Raw genomic sequence first — 18,000 nt, 5'->3', positions numbered from 1 at the left:
GGCCGGCAGTTTTCGGGAAGGCGCGCGGCGGACGCGCAGAATACGCCGGGACCGGTCCAGGTGATCGCCATCGCCAGCGGCAAGGGCGGTGTCGGCAAGACGCAGACGGCGATCAACCTGGCCGGCGCGCTGGCCGCGCGTGGTCGGCGGGTGCTGCTGCTGGACGCCAGCTTCGCCCTGCCCAATATCGATGTGGCCCTCGGTCTGACGCCGCCGTGCACGCTGCACGACGTACTGGCCGGGCGCTGCAGCCTGGCCGATGCGGTGGTGAGCGGGCCGGGCGGGGTGCAGGTGATCGCCGGCGCCTCGGCGGCGGGTACCCTGCTGGAGCCGAGCGTGCAGCAGCTGGGCGGGCTGATCCAGGCCTTCGGCGAGCTGCCGCAGGCACCGGATGTGCTGCTGGTCGACTGCGCGCCGGGCGCCGGCAGCGTGGTGCTGAGCCTGCTGCAGGCGGCCAGCGAGGTGCTGCTGGTGGTCAACGAAGAGCCGGCGTCGGTGTCCGATGCCCTGGCGCTGATGCGCTGCCTGAACCAGCGGCACGGCATGACCCGTTTCCGCCTGCTGGCCAGCATGACCTTCGCCCAGCAGGCCGGGCAGGCCCTGCACGAGCGGCTGTTGCGCCTGTCCGAGCCGCTGGCCGGGCTGTCGCTGGATTATGTCGGCGCGATTCCTTTCGACGACTCCCTGCGCCGTGCGGTGCAGCGCCAGCGCCCGCTGCTCGAGGTGTTTCCGCGCAGCCGCGCGGCGCAGGCCTACGCCGCGGTGGCCGAGAAGGTCGATGGCTGGCCGCTGCCGGCCAACCCGCGCGGCCATCTGGAGTTCTTCGTCGAGCGGCTGATCGCGGCGCAGTCCGGCCCGCGCGGCTGAGGCGCGGGAGTCGCCGGGGATGAGCTGCGACAGTGGGTCGCAGCTCATCCTTAAGTCAGTCATAAGCTGTCGAAAATACGATCTCCGAGCGTTTGGGGGCGCATGTATAATGCCGCCCGACTCCGCTCGGACCCTGTCTTGAGCGATGCTTTCGATTGCTCCACCGCCGGGTAGCCATGCAGTGACCAGTCCCTTTCTCGAAGCCGTTGCGCTCGCCTGCGAGCGGGATCTGCGCGTGCTGTTCGAGCGACTCGACTTCGCCCTGCACGCTGGCGAGATGCTGCAGATCGCCGGGCCCAACGGCAGCGGCAAGACCAGCCTGCTGCGCCTGCTCGCCGGGCTGATGCAGCCGACCGCCGGCGAGATCCGTCTGGCCGGCAAGCCGCTGGCCGAGCAGCGTGGCGAGCTGACCCGCAACCTGCTGTGGGTCGGCCATGCCGCCGGGATCAAGGGCCTGCTCAGCCCCGAGGAGAACCTCGCCTGGCTGTGCGCCCTGCACACCGCGGAAACCCGCGAGGCGATCTGGCGCGCGCTGGAGGCGGTCGGCCTGCGCGGCTTCGAGGACGTGCCCTGCCATACCCTGTCCGCCGGCCAGCAGCGCCGTGTCGCCCTGGCCCGTCTGTATCTCGACCCGCCGCCGCTGTGGGTGCTCGACGAACCCTTCACCGCCCTCGACAAGCACGGCGTGGCCCAGCTCGAGGCGCACCTGGCCCGCCACTGCGAGCAGGGCGGCATGGTGGTGCTGACCACCCACCACATGCTGGCGCACAAGCCGGCCGGCTACCGCGAGCTGGATCTGGCCCAGGCCGGGAGCGTCGCCGATGAGTAACGTGTTCACCCAGCTGCTGACCCGCGAGGCGCGCCTGCTGTTCCGCCGCCCGGCCGATCTGCTCAATCCGCTGGTGTTCTTCGGCATCGTGGTGGCGCTGTTCCCGCTGGCCGTGGGGCCGGAGAGCAAGCTGCTGGAAACCCTGTCGCCGGGCCTGGTGTGGGTCGCCGCGCTGCTCGCCGTGCTGCTGTCGCTGGACGGCCTGTTCCGCAGCGACTTCGAGGATGGCTCGCTGGAGCAGTGGGTCCTGTCGCCGCATCCGCTGCCGTTGCTGGTGCTGGCCAAGGTGCTGGCCCACTGGCTGTTTTCCGGTCTGGCGCTGGTGCTGCTGGCGCCCCTGCTGGCGCTGATGCTCGGCCTGCCGGCGCGCTGTGTGCCGGTACTGTTGCTCTCCCTGCTGCTCGGCACGCCGATCCTCAGCCTGCTCGGCGCCGTCGGCGCGGCGCTGACCGTGGGTCTCAAGCGCGGCGGCCTGCTGCTGGCGCTGCTGATCCTGCCGCTGTACATCCCGGTGCTGATCCTCGGCAGCGGCGCCCTGCAGTCGGCCCTTCAGGGCTTGCCGGTGGCCGGCCACCTGTTGTGGCTGGCCAGCCTGACCGCCCTGGCGGTGACCCTTACCCCCTTCGCCATCGCCGCCGGCCTGACCATCAGTGTCGGCGAATGAATAAACGCTCAGCAGTTTCGAGGCGGTTTCTATGAACTGGACGTGGTTTCACAAGCTCGGCTCGCCCAAGTGGTTCTACGACATCAGCGGCCGCTGGCTGCCCTGGCTGGGCGCGGCGGCGGCGCTGCTGATCGCTGTCGGCACGGTCTGGGGCCTGGCCTTCGCGCCGCCGGATTACCAGCAGGGCAACAGCTTCCGGATCATCTACATCCACGTGCCGGCGGCGATCCTCGCCCAGTCCTGTTACATCATGCTGGCGGTGGCCGGCGTGGTCGGCCTGGTGTGGAAGATGAAGCTGGCCGACGTCGCCCTGCAGTGCGCCGCGCCCATCGGTGCCTGGATGACCTTCATTGCCCTGGTCACCGGCGCGGTGTGGGGCAAGCCGACCTGGGGCGCCTGGTGGGTCTGGGACGCGCGGCTGACCGCGATGCTGATCCTGCTGTTCCTCTACTTCGGGGTGATCGCCCTCGGCCAGTCGATCAGCAACCGCGACAGCGCGGCCAAGGCCTGCGCCGTGCTGGCCATCGTCGGGGTGATCAACATCCCGATCATCAAGTACTCGGTGGAGTGGTGGAACACCCTGCACCAGCCGGCGACCTTCAAGATCACCGAAAAGCCGGCGATGCCGGCGGAGATGTGGGTGCCGCTGCTGGTGATGGTCATCGGTTTCTACTGCTTCTTCGCCGTCGCCCTGCTGCTGCGCATGCGCCTCGAGGTGCTCAAGCGCGAGTCGCGGGCCAGCTGGGTCAAAGCTGAAGTGGAGCGCAGCCTGTGAGTTTCGAGTCCTTCGCCGATTTCTTCGCCATGGGCAAGCATGGCCTGTACGTCTGGACCTCCTACGGCATCAGCCTGGCGGTCCTGGCCCTGAACGTGGCGCTGCCAATCCTGGCGCGCCGGCGTTACCTGCAAGACGAGGCGCGCCGTCTGCGCCGGGAGAACAAGCAATGAATCCGCTACGCAAGAAACGCCTGTTTATCATTCTCGGCATCCTCGCCGGGGTCGGCGTGGCGGTGGGCCTGGCGCTCAGCGCCCTGCAGCAGAACATCAACCTGTTCTACACGCCGACGCAGATCGCCGCCGGCGAGGCGCCGCAGGACACCCGCATCCGTGCCGGTGGCATGGTCCGCACGGGCTCGGTGAGCCGCTCGGCCGACTCGCTGGACGTGCAGTTCGTGGTCACCGATTTCGCCAAGGACGTGACCATCCGCTACCGCGGCATCCTCCCCGACCTGTTCCGCGAAGGGCAGGGCATAGTCGCGCTCGGTCGCCTGAACGAAGAGGGCGTGCTGGTGGCCGACGAGGTGCTGGCCAAGCACGACGAGAAGTACATGCCGCCGGAAGTGACCAAGGCGCTCAAGGACAGCGGCAAGCTGCCGGAAGGCAGCATGCCGGCCAGCGCCGGCGGTCAGATGGGAGGCGCGCAATGATCCCCGAACTCGGCCACCTGGCCATGATCCTCGCCCTGTGCCTGGCTATGGTGCAGGCGAGCCTGCCGCTGATCGGCGCCTGGCGCGGCGATCGCCAGTGGATGGGCCTGGCCCGGCCGGCGGCCTGGGGCCAGTTCGCCTTCCTCCTGTTCTCGTTCCTGTGCCTGACCCAGGCCTTCCTGGTCGACGACTTCTCGGTGGCCTACGTCGCGAAGAACTCCAACAGCGCGCTGCCGTGGTTCTACAAGTTCAGCGCGGTGTGGGGCGCCCACGAGGGCTCGCTGCTGCTGTGGGCGCTGATCCTCGGCGCCTGGACCTTCGCCGTGTCGGTGTTCTCCCGTCAGTTGCCGGAAGTGATGCTGGCCCGCGTGCTGTCGGTGATGGGCATGATCAGCGTCGGCTTCCTGCTGTTCCTGATCGTCACCTCCAACCCGTTCGAGCGCCTGCTGCCCAACGCGCCAACCGACGGCCGCGACCTCAACCCGCTGCTGCAGGATATCGGCCTGATCGCCCACCCACCGATGCTGTACATGGGCTACGTCGGCTTCTCGGTGGTGTTCGCCTTCGCCATCGCCGCGCTGCTCGGCGGTCGCCTCGACGCCGCCTGGGCGCGCTGGTCGCGGCCGTGGACCATCGTCGCCTGGGCTTTCCTCGGCATCGGCATCGTGCTCGGCTCCTGGTGGGCCTACTACGAGCTGGGCTGGGGCGGCTGGTGGTTCTGGGACCCGGTGGAAAACGCCTCGCTGATGCCCTGGCTGGTCGGCACGGCGCTGCTGCACTCGCTGGCGGTGACCGAGAAACGCGGCGTGTTCAAGAGCTGGACGGTGCTGCTGGCCATCGCCGCCTTCTCGCTGAGCCTGCTCGGCACCTTCCTGGTGCGCTCCGGCGTGCTGACCTCGGTGCATGCCTTCGCCGCCGACCCCGAGCGCGGCACCTTCATCCTGATCTTCCTGCTGTTCGTGGTCGGCAGCTCGCTGACCTTGTTCGCCCTGCGCGCGCCGGTGGTCAAGAGCAACATCGGTTTCGGTCTGTGGTCGCGCGAGACCCTGCTGCTGGCCAACAACCTGGTGCTGGTGGTGGCCTGTGCGATGGTCCTGCTCGGCACCCTGTACCCGCTGGTGCTGGATGCGCTGACCGGCGCCAAGCTGTCGGTCGGCCCGCCGTACTTCAATGCGCTGTTCCTGCCGCTGATGGCCATCCTCATGCTGGCCCTCGGGGTCGGCGTGCTGGTGCGCTGGAAGGACACCCCGCTGAAGTGGCTGAGTGGCATGCTGCTGCCGGTGCTGGTGGTCAGCGGTGCGTTCGGCCTGCTCGGTGCCTGGCTGTTCGGCGACTTCCACTGGGCGGTGCTGGCCACCTGCCTGCTGGCCGCCTGGGTGGTGCTCGCCGGGCTGCGCGACCTGCTCGACAAGACTCGCCACAAGGGCCTGCTCAAGGGCATCGCCGGCCTGTCGCGCAGCTACTGGGGTATGCAGATTGCCCACTTCGGCATCGCCGTGTGTGCCCTCGGCGTGGTGCTGTCCAGCCAGTACGCGCTGGAGCGCGACCTGCGCATGGCGCCGGGCGAGTCGGTCGAAGTCGGCGGTTACCAGTTCGTCTTCGATGGCGCCAAGCACCATCAGGGGCCGAACTACACCTCTGACCGCGCCACCGTGCACGTGCTGCAGGACGGCCGCGAGATCACCGTGCTGCACCCGGAGAAGCGCCTGTACACCGTGCAGCGCATGCCGATGACCGAGGCCGGCATCGATCCGGGCTTCACCCGCGACCTCTACGTGGCGCTCGGCGAGCCGCTGGAAGACGGCGCCTGGGCCGTGCGCCTGCACGTCAAGCCGTTCGTGCGCTGGATCTGGCTGGGCGGCCTGCTGATGGGCCTCGGCGGCTTCCTCGCCGCCCTCGACCGCCGCTACCGGGTCAAGGTGACCACCAAGGCCCGCGAGGCCTTGGGCATGACTGGAGCTCAAGCATGAAACGCGCAATCCTGTTGCTGCCGCTGGCGCTGTTCCTGGGGCTCGCGGTGTTCCTCTACCGCGGCCTGTTCCTCGATCCGGCCGAATTGCCCTCGGCACTGATCGGCAAGCCGTTTCCCGAGTTCGCGCTGCCTTCGGTGCACGACTCGGCGCGCACCCTCAGCGCCGCCGACCTCAAGGGCAAGCCGGCGCTGGTCAACGTCTGGGCGACCTGGTGCCCGACCTGCAAGGCCGAGCACCAGATGCTCAACCAGCTGGCCGGACAGGGCGTGAACATCATCGGCGTCAACTACAAGGACGACAACGCCGCGGCGCGCAAGTGGCTCAAGGACTACCTCGATCCCTACCAGCTCAATATCGAGGACAAGGCCGGCAGCCTGGGCCTGAACCTCGGCGTCTACGGGGCGCCGGAGACCTTCCTGATCGACAAGGACGGCATCATCCGCCACAAGTACGTCGGCGCCATCGACCAGCGGGTCTGGCGCGAGCAGCTGGCGCCGCTGTACCAAGAACTGGTGGACGCACACTGATGAAACGACTGCTGAGCAACCGTTGGCTGGCCGGGGGCCTGCTGGGCCTGACCCTGTCGCTGGGCGCCCACGCGGCCATCGACACCTACGAGTTCAAGGACGAGGGCGACCGCGCCCGCTACCGCACCCTCACCGAGGAGCTGCGCTGCCCGAAGTGCCAGAACCAGAACATCGCCGACTCCGATGCGCCGATCGCCATGGACCTGCGCCGCGAGATCCACCGCATGCTCGGCGAGGGCAAGAGCAACGACGAGATCGTCGACTTCCTGGTGGCCCGCTACGGCGACTTCGTACGCTACAACCCGCCGGTCAACGCGCGCACCTGGCTGCTCTGGTACGGCCCGTGGCTGCTGCTCGGCGGCGGCCTCGGCGTGCTGGCGCTGATCGTCCTGCGCCGCCGTCGTCCCGCGGCCTCCGGCCAGGGTGCCGACCTCTCCGCCGAGGAGCGTGCGCGCCTCGAGCAACTGCTGAAGAATTCTGTTCACACGAGCTCGGCCGAGCAGAGCTCCGCCGACCACACCAAGGCTGACCGATGACCGCTTTCTGGCTTGCCGCCGCAGCGCTGCTGCTGGTGGCGTTCGCTTTCCTGCTGATTCCGCTGCTGCGCGGCCGTCGCGCCCAGGCCGAGGAAGACCGCACCGCCCTCAACGTCGCCCTGTACCAGGAGCGCGTCGCCGAACTGGACGCCCAGCATGCGGCCGGCGCCCTCGATGCCGCCCAGCTGGAAACCGGCCGTGGCGAGGCCGCTCGCGAGCTGCTGGCCGACGCCGAACAGGCCGAAGGCGCGCAGCGCAAACTGGGCCGCTGGCTGCCGCTGGCGATGGCCCTGCTGATGCCGGTGCTCGGCCTCGGCCTGTACCTGCACTGGGGCGCCAGCGATGCGCTCAAGCTGAGCCAGCAGCTGGCCACCGAGCCGAAGAACATCGAGGAAATGACCGCGCGTCTCGAGGAGACGGTGCGTCTGCAACCGGATCAGGCCGAGGCCTGGTACTTCCTCGGCCGCACCTACATGGCCCAGCAGCGTCCCAAGGAGGCCGCCCCGGCCTTCGGGCGTGCCGTCGAGCTGGCGGGCCGCCAGCCGGAGCTGCTCGGCCAGTGGGCGCAGGCGCTGTACTTCGCCGGCGGACAGAAGTTCACCGACGAGGTGCGCAGTCTCGGCGAGGAAACGCTGCGCCTCGACCCGCAGGAGCCCACCACCCTCGGCCTGCTCGGCATCGCCGCTTTCGAGGAGCAGCGTTTCGTCGATGCGGTGCGCTATTGGGAGCGTCTGGTCGCCACGCTGCAACCGAACGACCCGTCGCGCGAGCCGATCCAGGGCGGCATCGCCCGTGCTCGCGAGCAGCTCGCCGCGCGTGGCGAAAGCATGCCCGAAGCGCCGCCGCCCGCGGCGCCGCTGGCCATCAAGGTGAGTGTCAGCCTGGCGCCGGAACTGGCCGCCAAGGTGCAGCCGGACGATACCCTGTTCATCTTCGCCCGCGCCGCCTCCGGCCCGCCGATGCCGCTGGCCGCCAAACGCCTGAAGGTCTCCGACCTGCCGGTGGAGGTCAGCCTGTCCGACAGCGATGCCATGATGCCGCAGTTGAAGCTGTCCAACTTCGCCGAGATCCGCCTGGTGGCGCGGGTTTCCCGGGCCGGCACGCCGACTGCCGGCGAATGGGTCGGCCAGAGCGAGGTCCTCAAGACCGCCGAGGTCGGCGACCAGAAGCTGGTGATTGATCGGGCCGATCAGAAGTAGTGATGCAGGGTGGGTTCGCCGCATTGCGGCGTAACCCGCCGATCATGCCGCCAGGCATGCTGCAGGCCGGTCTTGCGACCGGTTGGTGGGTTACGGCCTGCGGCCTGACCCACCCTGCGGGGCGGCGGGGATCAATCGAGATAGCCGCCGTCTTTGAGCTTCTTGTTGCGACCGTACTCGTTCACCACCAGGGTGATGGCGAGGGCGACGACGAACAGCGCCCCGGCGGTGACGGTCAGCTTGAAGAACAGCTCGCCGCTCAGCGGGGCGAACCACAGCTGCACCAGCGCCAGCGCAACCCAGCTGACGAAGACGAGCAGGCAGACGATCGCGCCGGTTCTCACCGGTCGCGCTCCATGATCACCAGATAGGCTTCGCGCTTCCACAGCAACAGCATGCGGCGGACGTCCTTTTCCATGGTGATCACCCGCCAGCCCTCGCGGGCGTTCCGGTTGAGAAAGTCGCTGAACTTCTCCGGGTCGACCTTGGAGGCGCCGAGCAGCAGCGAGCCGAGCATGCCTTCCCGGTACAGGGTGACCTTGTATTCCTTCATCGCATTGTCCTGTTTGTGGTGAACGGGCAGCCGGTGTGCTGCGCGCGGCCATGATAGCGGAGCGCGAATGTCGCGAAAGCAGCCACGGCTCAGTTCGCGTCGCGCCGATGCCGCGACTGTCCGGCGACGAAGGTTTCCCGCACCACGCGGTCGTCACCGAGGGTCAGCAACACGGCCAGGCGTTCGGCGAGGCTCTGCGCCTGCTGCAGGCGGAACTGCAGCAGCGGCGTGGCCTGCCAGTCCAGCACCACGAAATCGGCCTCGTGGCCGGGGGCGAGGCTGCCGATCCGGTCGTCCAGGCCGAGCGCGCGGGCGCCGCCGAGGGTGGCCAGGTACAGCGCCTTGAAGGGATCGAGGGTGCGGCCCTGCAACTGTTCCACCTTGTACGCCTCGTTCAGCGTCTGCAGCAGCGAGAAGCTGGTGCCGGCGCCGATGTCGCTGCCGATGCCGACCTTCAGGCCCAGCCGTTCCGCACGGCCGAGGTCGAACAGGCCACTGCCGAGGAACAGGTTGGAGGTGGGGCAGAAGGCCACCGCGGCGCCGCTGGCGGCCAGCTGCCGGCAGTCGCGGTCGCCGAGGTGGATGGCGTGGGCGAACACCGAGCGCGGGCCGACCAGGTCGTGGTGGGCGTAGACGTCCAGGTAGCTGCTGCGCGCGGGGAACAGCGAGCGTACCCAGGCGACCTCCTTGCGGTTCTCGGCCAGATGGGTGTGCAGGTGCACGCCGGGATACTCGCGCAGCAGACGCCCGGCTATCGCCAGCTGCGCGTCGCTGCAGCTGCCGGCGAAGCGCGGCGTCACCGCATAGCCGAGGCGGCCCCTGCCGTGCCAGCGCTCGATCAGCGCCTGGCTCTGCTCGTAGCCGCGCTGTGCGGTGTCGCACAGCGCCGGCGGGGCGTTGCGGTCCATCAGCACCTTGCCGCACAGCATGCGCAGGTCCAGTTCGGCGGCGACCGTGAAGAAAGCATCCACCGACTCGGGGTGCACGGTCGGAAACACCAGGGCGCTGGTAGTGCCGTTGCGCAGCAGCTCGGCGACGAAGAAGCGCGCCACCTGTTCGGCGTAGTCGCGGTCGGCGAAGCGTAGTTCGGCCGGATAGGTGTGGCGCGCCAGCCAGTCCAGCAGCTGCTCGCCGCCGGCGCCGACGATGCCGGTCTGTGGGTAGTGGATGTGGGTGTCGACGAAGCCGGGGACGATCAGCGTGTCGGACCAGTGCTGCAGCGGGGTGCCGGCCGGCAGCTGCGGCAGCAGGTTCGCCGCGCTGTCGATGGCGCGGATGCGGCCCGCCTCGACCAGCAACAGGCCGTCCGGCAGATAGCGATAGCTGGAATCGACACCGACCCTGGCTGGGTCGTCCAGGCTGTACAGCAGGGCGGTGCGGTAGGCGTGCAGTGGAGCGCTCATGCGGGCGGGCTGCCTGGTGATCTCTGCCACAGTGTTGCGGTTGTCCGGCGGTCGTTGCAACAAGTCCCCCGGCGCGTTGTCTGACTTTGTGACGCCGCCGTGTAGTTTCGGGGCTGGGTAATGCGTACCTTCCTGCTCGGGCGCGCCAGGCGCACCGAGAGCAACAATGGCAGTCGTGATGATGCGTGCGGGTGCCGCCAATCAACGCTTTCAGCAGGTTCTTTCCTGCTGTGGAGGCTAGCAAATGAGGCGTTTTGCTGTAGGAATACTGATCGCGCTGCTCCTGCCGCTGACTGCCTGCACCGTTACCGCGGGAGATCCCGGCCCATACTACGGCAGGCCTTACCCGCCGCCCTCTTATGGTCAGTGGCGCTGGGATGACGATCTGCGGGTGTACGTCAGCATCGGTTACCCGTACGTCTACTACCACGACCATACGTACTATCGCTGGCATGACAATTACTGGAGCTCGGGGCCGCGCTACAACGGTCCGTGGCGGATAATCGAGCATCGCTACGTACCGCCGCGGCTGGGCCAGCGTTACTACCCGGGTTACCCGGGGCGGCGTTTCGACGACGCGCCCGGGCGCGGCTATGACCGCTATGACCGCCGCGACGACAACCGCTGGGAGCAGCGGGACAACCGCGATCTGCGCAATTACCAGCATCGGCGCGATCTGCAGCAGCGCGAGATGGAGCGCAAGCGGGACGACAACCGCTGGGAGCAGCGGGACAACCGCGACCTGCGCAATTACCAGAATCGGCGTGACCTGCAGCAGCGTGAGATGGAGCGCAAGCGGGTCGACAACCGCTGGGAGCAGCGGGACAACCGCGATCTGCGCGACGCCCCGAGTCGCCGCGATCTCCAGCCGCACGACATGCAGCGCAATCGCGGCGACAACCGCTGGGAGCGCCAGGACACGCCACAGAATCGCCAGTCGCCGCGTTACGATGGGCGTCAGGGTGGGCAATGGCAGCAGCGTGATCAGCGTGGCAATGACCAGCGGGGTGAACAGCGCTCCGAGCGGCACAGCGAGCAGCGTACGCAGGGGCGCGAGCAGGATCAGCAGCGCACCCGGCGTGCGCTGATCCAGTCGAATCCGCGCGATCGGCAGGAGGCTGAGGGCTCCCGTGGTGGCGTGCAGCACCAGGACTACCGGGGCGGGCGCCAGTGGTAGCGCCGTGCGGCGTGGCCGGCTAAATGCAAAAAGGCGCTGGGGATAAACCGCAGCGCCTTTTTTGTTCGCGTCAGTGTTATTGCGCGGTATAGACCTGGTCGAACACGCCGCCGTCGTTGAAGTGAGTCTTCTGGATCTGCGGCCACTCGCCGAAGGTCTTCACCACCGGCAGGAAATCCACTTTCGGGAAGCGGTCGGCGAACTCGGCGAGGATCGCCGGGTTGCGCGGGCGCAGGTAGTTGTTGGCGGCGATGCGCTGGGCCTCGTCCGACCACAGGTACTTCAGGTAGGCCTCGGCCTCCTTGCGAGTGCCTTTCTTGTCGACCACCTTGTCGACCACCGCCACGGGCGGCTCCGCCTCGGCGGACACGCTCGGGTAGACCACTTCGAAGCCGCCGCGGCCGAATTCGCGGGCGATCATCTCGGCTTCGTTCTCGAAGGTGATCAGCACGTCGCCGATCTGGTTCTGCATGAAGGTGGTGGTGGCGGCGCGACCGCCGGTGTCCAGCACCGGTGCCTGCTTGAACAGCTTGCCGACGAAGTCCTTGGCCGCCTTTTCGTCACCGCCGTTCTTCAGCACGTAGCCCCAGGCCGACAGGTAGGTGTAGCGGCCGTTGCCCGAGGTTTTCGGGTTGGGAACCACCACCTCGACGCCGCTCTTCAGCAGGTCCGGCCAGTCCTTGAGGCCCTTGGGGTTGCCCTTGCGCACGATGAACACGGTGGCCGAGGTGAAGGGCGCGCTGTTGTCCGGCAGGCGGGCCGCCCAGTCCTGCGGGATCAGTTGGCCGTGGTCGTGCAGGGCGTTGATGTCGGTGGCCATGTTCATGGTGATCACGTCGGCCGGCAGGCCATCGATCACCGCGCGGGCCTGCTTGCTCGAGCCGCCGTGGGACATCTGGATGGTCAGCGGCTTGCCACCCTCGGCCTGCCAGTGCTTCTGGAACGCCGGGTTGTAGTCCTTGTAGAAGTCGCGCATCACGTCGTAGGAGACGTTGAGCAGGGTGGCAGCCTGACTGGTACCGGCCGCCAGCAGGGAGGCGGCCAGCAGGGAGGCACTGAACAGTCGTTTCACGGGCATGTCCTCAAGGCAGTGTAATTATCCCGGGACTATAACAGCTGCTTTTTTATTCCAATAAATACCATGTAGATATTTGTTTATAACTTTGGGAATAGTGGATGGCCGCAGCGACTGCAGAAGCCGGCGCTGGCCTCATGCTCCGCTTTGCCGCAGGTCGGGCAGGCATGCTGCAGGCTTTCGCTACCGCCACGCATGGCGCTGGCCAGTTCGGCGGTGAAGATGCCGGTGGGTACGGCGATGATCGAATAGCCGGTGATCATGATCAGGGTGGCCAGGCCCTGGCCGAGCGGGGTCTTCGGCGTGATGTCGCCGAAGCCGACGGTGGTCAGCGTCACCACCGCCCAGTAGATGCTGGTGGGGATGCTGGTGAAACCGTGGTGCGGTCCCTCGACCACGTACATCAGGGTGCCGAACACGATGACCAGGGTGCTCACGGTCAGCAGGAAGACGGTGATCTTCTGCTGGCTGCCGCGCAGCGCCACCAGCAGGAAGTTGGCCTGGCTCAGGTAGGGCGTCAGCTTGAGGATCCGGAACACCCGCAACATGCGCAGCACGCGGACAATCATCAGGTACTGGGCGCCGGTGTAGACCAGCGCCAGCAGCGCCGGCAGCACGGCGAGCAAGTCGACCACCCCGTAGAAGCTGAAGGCGTAGCGCAGCGGCTTGGGCGAGCAGTACAGGCGCAGCAGGTATTCGGCGGCGAACAGCGCGGTGAAGCCCCACTCCAGCCCGGCCAGCGGCAGGGCGTAGTGCTGGTGGATCGAGTTGACACTGTCGAGCATCACCACGACCAGACTGGCGAGGATGGCCAGCAGGAGGATTTCGTCGAAGCGCTTCCCGGCCGGGGTATCGGCGTGGAAGATGATGATATACAGGCGTTCGCGCCAACTCTGCGGGGGGGACGGTTGCGTCATGGGGCTTCTCGATCCAGGCGCAGGTCGGGCCGCGCGGCTGTCCAGGTTCATTTTGCCTATGTTAGCGGGCTTTGTGCCGCCGCGTGCGCGCCCCGGCGAGGCGTGCTTGTGACGCTGCAGGCAAAGCGCGGCGGCGCCCCGCTTGGAGCGGCAGGACCCTGTGGTAGACTGCCGCGCCGCGCAACCCGTGACAGACGCCTGCCCATGATCCTCCAGTCCGCCACCGGCGCCCCCCCGAATGCCCGCTGTCTGCAGCCGTGCCTGCTCGCGCTGCGGTGGGGTCGTGCCCGGAGTGTCGTGCCATGCGTCTGAAGTGCATCCGCCTGGCGGGCTTCAAGTCGTTCGTCGACCCGACCACGGTGAGCTTCCCGAGCAACATGGCGGCGGTGGTGGGTCCCAACGGTTGCGGCAAGTCCAACATCATCGACGCCGTGCGCTGGGTGATGGGCGAAAGTTCGGCGAAGAACCTCCGCGGCGAGTCGATGACCGACGTCATCTTCAACGGCTCCAACACCCGCAAGCCGGTCAGCCAGGCCTCCATCGAGCTGGTGTTCGACAACAGCGACGGCAGTCTGCTCGGCGAGTACGCCGCCTACAGCGAGATCTCCATCCGCCGCCGGGTCACCCGCGACGCCCAGAACACCTACTTCCTCAACGGTACCAAGTGCCGGCGGCGCGACATCACCGACATCTTCCTCGGTACCGGCCTCGGCCCGCGCAGCTACTCGATCATCGAGCAGGGGATGATCTCCAAGCTGATCGAGGCGCGGCCCGAGGATCTGCGCAACTTCATCGAGGAAGCCGCGGGCATCTCCAAGTACAAGGAGCGGCGCCGCGAGACCGAGAGCCGCATCCGCCGCACCCAGGAAAACCTCGAGCGTCTCGCCGACCTGCGCCAGGAGCTGGAGCGCCAGCTCGAGCGTCTGCAGCGCCAGGCCCAGGCCGCCGAGAAGTACCAGCAGTACAAGGCCGAGGAGCGCCAGCTCAAGGCCGAGCTGGCCGCCCTGCGCTGGCTGGCGCTCGACGAGCTGGCGCGACAGCGACAGTCGGTGATCGGCGACCAGGAAGTGGCCATGGAGGCGCTGGTCGCCGAGCAGCGCAACGCCGACGCCAGCATCGAGCGGCTGCGCGACGGCCATCACGAGCTGTCGGAAGGCTTCAATCAGGTGCAGGCACGCTTCTATTCGGTGGGCGGCGACATTGCCCGCATCGAGCAGAGCATCCAGCACGGCCAGCAGCGCCTGCGCCAGCTGCAGGACGACCTGCGCGAAGCCGAGCGTGCCCGCGCGGAAACCGCCAGCCATCTGGCCCATGACCGCGAGCTGCTGACCACTCTGGCCGAGGAGCTGGCGATGCTCGAGCCCGAGCAGGCGCTGGCGCAGGCCGCGGCCGAGGAGGGCGCCGCCGGTCTCGAGGAGGCGGAAGGCGCCATGCAGGCCTGGCAGGAGCAGTGGGACGGCTTCAACCAGCGCAGCGCCGAGCCGCGGCGCCAGGCCGAGGTGCAGCAGGCGCGCATCCAGCAGCTGGAGCAGAGCCTCGAGCGCCTGGTCGAGCGCGAGCGGCGCCTGCAGGACGAGCGTCGCCAGCTGGCCGACGATCCGGCCGCGGCGCAGATGGAGGAACTCGCCGAGCAGCTGGCCGAGGGCGAGTCGGAGCTGGAAGGCCTGCAGGCTGGCGAGGAACAGCTGGCCGAGGGCCTGCAGCAACTGCGCGACGAGTTGCAGCAGGCCGGTCGCGACCAGCAGCAGGCTCAGGGCGAGCTGCAACGGCTTAACGGCCGTATCGCCTCGCTGGAAGCGCTGCAGCAGGCGGCGCTGGACCCCGGCGCCGGCGCGGCCGAGTGGCTGCGCGACAATGAATTGACTGCGCGGCCACGCCTGGCCGAAGGCCTGTGTGTCGAGGCCGGTTGGGAGCTGGCGGTGGAAACCGTGCTGGGCGCCGACCTGCAGGCGGTGCTGCTGGACGATTTCGTCGGCCTGGCCCTGACCGCGTTCGCCCAGGGCGAGCTGCGCCTGGCCTGCAGCGCTGGCGGCGTGGCCCGCTCGGGCGGCAGCCTGCTGGACAAGGTGCAGGCGCCGGTCGATCTGAGTCCCTGGCTTGGCCGCGTGCGTGCGGTGGAATCGCTGGACGAGGCCCTGGCCGTGCGCGCCAGCCTGGCCGAAGGCGAAAGCCTGATCAGTCGCGACGGCTACTGGGTCGGCCGGCATTTCCTGCGCGTGCGTCGCGCCAGCGAGGCGGAAAGCGGTGTGCTGGCGCGCGGTCAGGAGCTGGTGCGCTTGGCCGGCGAGCGCGAAGTGCTGGAGGCGACGCTGGCGGCACTGGAAGAACGCCTGCAGCAACTGCGCGAGCAGCAGACCCGGCAGGAGGACGCCCGCGAGCAGCAGCGCCGGCGCCTGCAGGAAGAGAACCGCCGCCAGGGCGAGCTCAAGGCGCGCCTCTCCGCCAGCCAGGCGCGCCATGAGCAGCTGGCCTTGCGTCGCCGCCGCCTCGAAGAGGAGCTGGCCGAGCAGGCCGAGCAGCGCGCCCAGGAGGTGGAGCAGCTGGGCGAGTCGCGCCTGTACCTGCAGGATGCGCTGGATGCCATGGCCAGCGACACCGAGCAGCGCGAGCAGCTGCTGGTCACCCGCGATGCCTTGCGCGAGCGCCTCGACCGGGTGCGCCAGGACAGCCGCCAGCACAAGGATCACGCCCACCAGCTGGCCGTGCGCCTCGGCTCGCTGCGTGCCCAGCACGACTCCACTCGCCAGGCGCTGGAGCGCCTCGAGCTGCAGGCGGCGCGTCTGGTCGAGCGCTGCGAGCAGCTCAGCCTCAACCTCGAGGAAGGCGACGAGCCGCTGCAGGAGCTGCGCTTGCGCCTCGAGGAGCTGCTCGAGCGGCGCATGCAGGTCGACGAGGAAATGCGCCTGGCGCGCCTGGCGCTGGACGATGCCGACCGCGAGTTGCGCGACGCCGAGAAGCGCCGCAGCAGCGCCGAGCAGCAGGCCCAGCTGCTGCGTGGTCAGCTCGAACAGCAGCGTCTCGACTGGCAGACCTTGAGTGTGCGGCGCAAGACCCTCGAGGATCAGCTGGTCGAGGATGGCTATGATCTGCCCACGGTGCTGGCCAATCTGCCCGAGGCGGCTGCCGAGCGCGAGTGGGAGAGTCAGCTGGAGCAGCTGGCGGCACGCATCCAGCGTCTGGGGCCGATCAACCTCGCCGCCATCGACGAGTACCAGCAGCAGTCCGAGCGCAAGCGCTACCTGGATGCGCAGAACGACGATCTGGTCGAGGCGCTGGACACCCTGGAAAGCGTTATCCGCAAGATCGACAAGGAAACCCGCAACCGCTTCAAGGAAACCTTCGAGCAGATCAATGGCGGTCTGCAGGCGCTGTTTCCCAAAGTGTTCGGCGGCGGTCAGGCCTATCTGGAACTTACCGGCGAAGATCTACTCGATACAGGGGTGGCGATCATGGCGCGCCCGCCCGGCAAGAAGAACAGCACCATCCATCTGCTGTCCGGTGGCGAGAAGGCGCTGACCGCGCTGGCCCTGGTGTTTTCCATCTTCCAACTCAATCCGGCGCCGTTCTGCATGCTCGACGAAGTGGATGCGCCGCTGGACGATGCCAACGTTGGCCGTTATGCACGACTCGTCAAGGAAATGTCGGAGAAGGTGCAGTTCATCTATATCACCCACAACAAGATCGCCATGGAAATGGCGGACCAGTTGATGGGTGTGACCATGCACGAGCCGGGCTGTTCGCGTCTGGTGGCGGTCAACGTCGAGGAGGCGGTGGCTTTGGCGGAAGCCTGACAATACGAACGGTGTATAGTTTGTGTCGTCATGTTAATTTATGGGCTATTACAAGGCGTTGCGGTATATAAACGGTTCGAGCCGGCCGCTGTGCTTGCCAACTTGCAATTGATTTGCCCGGATTCGGATAGGGGAATGTGTCTTTCATGGACATCGGTTTGCGCGAATGGCTGATCGTCATCGGTATTATTGTGATCGGCGGAATCCTGATTGATGGCTGGCGCCGCATGCGCGGCGGCAGGGGCCGTCTGAAGTTCAAGCTCGACCGCAGCGCTGCCAATCTGCCTGACGATGATGGCGATACGGAGCTGCTGGGGCCGGCGCGCGTGGTCGACAAGCATCAGGAGCCCTCGCTGGACGAGGACGATCTGCTGGAGCCTGCGCTGGAGCCGCGCAGCAAGCGTCGCGGCGAGCCGCTGGCGGGCGATCTGGAGCTTGGCATGACTGAGCCGGTGGCCGCGCCGCTGCGCATGCCGGCGGCCGACGACCTGATCGAGGAGCCGCGCAGCAAGGACAAGCCTCGCGACAAGGTGGCCGACAAGGCGAGCGAGAAGGCCGACAAGGCCGCTCCCTCCGCGCCGCCCCGCGACCTGCCACCGGTGGAGGAGGTGCTGGTGATCAGCGTGGTCGCCCGCGACCCTGAGGGCTTCAAGGGCCCGGCGCTGTTGCAGAGCATTCTGGAAAGCGGCCTGCGCTTCGGCGACATGGACATTTTCCATCGCCACGAAAGCATGGCTGGCAACGGCGAGGTGTTGTTCTCCATGGCCAACGCGGTCAAGCCCGGCACCTTCGATCTGGACGACATCGACCACTTCAGTACCCGTGCGGTGAGCTTCTTCCTCGGCCTGCCCGGCCCGCGCCATCCCAAGCAGGCCTTCGACCTGATGGTCGCTGCCGCGCGCAAGTTGGCTCACGAGCTGGGTGGCGAACTCAAGGACGAGCAGCGCAGCGTGATGACCGCGCAGACTATCGAACATTACCGCCAGCGCATCGTCGAGTTCGAGCGCCGGGCGCTGATGAACAAACGCTGAGTATTGCAACGTGATAAAGCGGCCCTGCACC

At 67.8% G+C, this 18,000-nt stretch carries 18 protein-coding genes; 13 read left to right on the top strand and 5 right to left on the bottom strand.

Annotation, left to right across the window (positions count from 1 at the left end; all coding sequences use genetic code 11):
* Positions 1–60: 60 nt before the first annotated feature.
* The 10 genes from KRX52_RS17510 (at position 61) to ccmI (ending at position 8,022) form a co-directional block, all read left to right on the top strand.
* Positions 61–867, top strand: coding sequence for a MinD/ParA family protein (locus tag KRX52_RS17510; RefSeq protein WP_367890557.1), 807 nt, complete (start codon positions 61–63; stop codon positions 865–867).
* Between the two features lie 145 nt (positions 868–1,012).
* Entirely contained in the window at positions 1,013–1,696 is a 684-nt protein-coding gene (gene ccmA / locus KRX52_RS17505) for a cytochrome c biogenesis heme-transporting ATPase CcmA (protein WP_217683025.1), read from the top strand.
* Complete coding sequence (ccmB, locus tag KRX52_RS17500; RefSeq protein WP_217683024.1) at positions 1,689–2,360, top strand: heme exporter protein CcmB; 672 nt, start codon at positions 1,689–1,691, stop codon at positions 2,358–2,360. The genes ccmA and ccmB overlap by 8 nt, the downstream gene beginning before the upstream one ends.
* A 31-nt stretch (positions 2,361–2,391) precedes the next feature.
* Positions 2,392–3,135, top strand: a complete 744-nt coding sequence (locus KRX52_RS17495) for a heme ABC transporter permease (protein ID WP_217683023.1) — start codon at positions 2,392–2,394, stop codon at positions 3,133–3,135.
* Entirely contained in the window at positions 3,132–3,308 is a 177-nt protein-coding gene (gene ccmD, locus KRX52_RS17490; protein WP_217683022.1) for a heme exporter protein CcmD, read from the top strand. The genes KRX52_RS17495 and ccmD overlap by 4 nt, the downstream gene beginning before the upstream one ends.
* Positions 3,305–3,787: a cytochrome c maturation protein CcmE gene (gene ccmE, locus KRX52_RS17485; RefSeq protein ID WP_217683021.1), complete on the top strand. Its 483-nt coding sequence runs from the start codon at positions 3,305–3,307 to the stop codon at positions 3,785–3,787. The genes ccmD and ccmE overlap by 4 nt, the downstream gene beginning before the upstream one ends.
* Positions 3,784–5,757: a heme lyase CcmF/NrfE family subunit gene (locus KRX52_RS17480; RefSeq protein ID WP_217683020.1), complete on the top strand. Its 1,974-nt coding sequence runs from the start codon at positions 3,784–3,786 to the stop codon at positions 5,755–5,757. Before ccmE ends, KRX52_RS17480 begins: the two co-directional genes overlap by 4 nt.
* Entirely contained in the window at positions 5,754–6,287 is a 534-nt protein-coding gene (locus tag KRX52_RS17475; protein ID WP_217683019.1) for a DsbE family thiol:disulfide interchange protein, read from the top strand. Before KRX52_RS17480 ends, KRX52_RS17475 begins: the two co-directional genes overlap by 4 nt.
* Positions 6,287–6,823, top strand: coding sequence for a cytochrome c-type biogenesis protein (locus KRX52_RS17470; RefSeq protein WP_217683018.1), 537 nt, complete (start codon positions 6,287–6,289; stop codon positions 6,821–6,823). The genes KRX52_RS17475 and KRX52_RS17470 overlap by 1 nt, the downstream gene beginning before the upstream one ends.
* Positions 6,820–8,022 carry a c-type cytochrome biogenesis protein CcmI gene (gene ccmI, locus KRX52_RS17465; RefSeq protein WP_217683017.1) on the top strand — a complete coding sequence of 401 codons (1,203 nt, stop codon included), beginning with the start codon at positions 6,820–6,822 and terminating at the stop codon, positions 8,020–8,022. The genes KRX52_RS17470 and ccmI overlap by 4 nt, the downstream gene beginning before the upstream one ends.
* A 131-nt stretch (positions 8,023–8,153) precedes the next feature.
* Here the strand turns inward: ccmI and KRX52_RS17460 are convergent, their stop codons facing one another.
* The 3 genes from KRX52_RS17460 to guaD form a co-directional block, all read right to left on the bottom strand.
* Positions 8,154–8,366 carry a hypothetical protein gene (locus KRX52_RS17460; protein WP_217683016.1) on the bottom strand — a complete coding sequence of 71 codons (213 nt, stop codon included), beginning with the start codon at positions 8,364–8,366 and terminating at the stop codon, positions 8,154–8,156.
* Positions 8,363–8,575: a DUF4177 domain-containing protein gene (locus tag KRX52_RS17455; protein WP_217683015.1), complete on the bottom strand. Its 213-nt coding sequence runs from the start codon at positions 8,573–8,575 to the stop codon at positions 8,363–8,365. The genes KRX52_RS17460 and KRX52_RS17455 overlap by 4 nt, the downstream gene beginning before the upstream one ends.
* A gap of 89 nt (positions 8,576–8,664) precedes the next feature.
* Positions 8,665–9,978, bottom strand: a complete 1,314-nt coding sequence (guaD, locus tag KRX52_RS17450) for a guanine deaminase (RefSeq protein WP_217683014.1) — start codon at positions 9,976–9,978, stop codon at positions 8,665–8,667.
* A 244-nt stretch (positions 9,979–10,222) separates the two neighbouring features.
* Here guaD and KRX52_RS17445 point away from each other — a divergent pair, with 244 nt between their 5' ends.
* Positions 10,223–11,155, top strand: coding sequence for a hypothetical protein (locus KRX52_RS17445; protein WP_217683013.1), 933 nt, complete (start codon positions 10,223–10,225; stop codon positions 11,153–11,155).
* Between the two features lie 76 nt (positions 11,156–11,231).
* On the opposite strand, the gene KRX52_RS17440 is transcribed toward KRX52_RS17445, so the two are convergent.
* Positions 11,232–12,227 (bottom strand): sulfate ABC transporter substrate-binding protein, encoded by a 996-nt coding sequence (locus tag KRX52_RS17440; protein WP_217683012.1) that lies wholly within the window; start codon positions 12,225–12,227, stop codon positions 11,232–11,234.
* A gap of 83 nt (positions 12,228–12,310) precedes the next feature.
* Positions 12,311–13,147: an ion transporter gene (locus KRX52_RS17435; RefSeq protein WP_217683011.1), complete on the bottom strand. Its 837-nt coding sequence runs from the start codon at positions 13,145–13,147 to the stop codon at positions 12,311–12,313.
* 302 nt (positions 13,148–13,449) lie between these two features.
* On the opposite strand from KRX52_RS17435, the gene smc reads away from it, so the two are divergent.
* Both smc and zipA read left to right on the top strand, forming a co-directional pair.
* Positions 13,450–16,938 (top strand): chromosome segregation protein SMC, encoded by a 3,489-nt coding sequence (smc, locus tag KRX52_RS17430; RefSeq protein ID WP_217683010.1) that lies wholly within the window; start codon positions 13,450–13,452, stop codon positions 16,936–16,938.
* A 146-nt stretch (positions 16,939–17,084) separates the two neighbouring features.
* Complete coding sequence (gene zipA, locus KRX52_RS17425) at positions 17,085–17,969, top strand: cell division protein ZipA (protein WP_217683009.1); 885 nt, start codon at positions 17,085–17,087, stop codon at positions 17,967–17,969.
* The last annotated feature ends 31 nt before the right edge of the window (positions 17,970–18,000 follow it).

Source organism: Geopseudomonas aromaticivorans (assembly GCF_019097855.1).
In the GTDB taxonomy this organism is placed as follows: Bacteria; Pseudomonadota; Gammaproteobacteria; order Pseudomonadales; family Pseudomonadaceae; genus Geopseudomonas; species Geopseudomonas aromaticivorans.
This window is presented reverse-complemented; position numbering and strand designations above follow the sequence as displayed.

Bases quoted from the DNA above. Each gene is read 5' to 3' on its own strand.
- smc (WP_217683010.1), top strand. From the start codon at position 13,450: ATGCGTCTGAAGTGCATCCGCCTGGCGGGCTTCAAGTCGTTCGTCGAC.
- KRX52_RS17470 (WP_217683018.1), top strand. From the start codon at position 6,287: ATGAAACGACTGCTGAGCAACCGTTGGCTGGCCGGGGGCCTGCTGGGC.
- ccmB (WP_217683024.1), top strand. From the start codon at position 1,689: ATGAGTAACGTGTTCACCCAGCTGCTGACCCGCGAGGCGCGCCTGCTG.
- KRX52_RS17445 (WP_217683013.1), top strand. From the start codon at position 10,223: ATGAGGCGTTTTGCTGTAGGAATACTGATCGCGCTGCTCCTGCCGCTG.
- guaD (WP_217683014.1), bottom strand. From the start codon at position 9,978: ATGAGCGCTCCACTGCACGCCTACCGCACCGCCCTGCTGTACAGCCTG.
- KRX52_RS17455 (WP_217683015.1), bottom strand. From the start codon at position 8,575: ATGAAGGAATACAAGGTCACCCTGTACCGGGAAGGCATGCTCGGCTCG.
- ccmA (WP_217683025.1), top strand. From the start codon at position 1,013: ATGCTTTCGATTGCTCCACCGCCGGGTAGCCATGCAGTGACCAGTCCC.
- KRX52_RS17475 (WP_217683019.1), top strand. From the start codon at position 5,754: ATGAAACGCGCAATCCTGTTGCTGCCGCTGGCGCTGTTCCTGGGGCTC.
- KRX52_RS17480 (WP_217683020.1), top strand. From the start codon at position 3,784: ATGATCCCCGAACTCGGCCACCTGGCCATGATCCTCGCCCTGTGCCTG.
- zipA (WP_217683009.1), top strand. From the start codon at position 17,085: ATGGACATCGGTTTGCGCGAATGGCTGATCGTCATCGGTATTATTGTG.
- ccmI (WP_217683017.1), top strand. From the start codon at position 6,820: ATGACCGCTTTCTGGCTTGCCGCCGCAGCGCTGCTGCTGGTGGCGTTC.
- KRX52_RS17495 (WP_217683023.1), top strand. From the start codon at position 2,392: ATGAACTGGACGTGGTTTCACAAGCTCGGCTCGCCCAAGTGGTTCTAC.
- KRX52_RS17435 (WP_217683011.1), bottom strand. From the start codon at position 13,147: ATGACGCAACCGTCCCCCCCGCAGAGTTGGCGCGAACGCCTGTATATC.
- ccmE (WP_217683021.1), top strand. From the start codon at position 3,305: ATGAATCCGCTACGCAAGAAACGCCTGTTTATCATTCTCGGCATCCTC.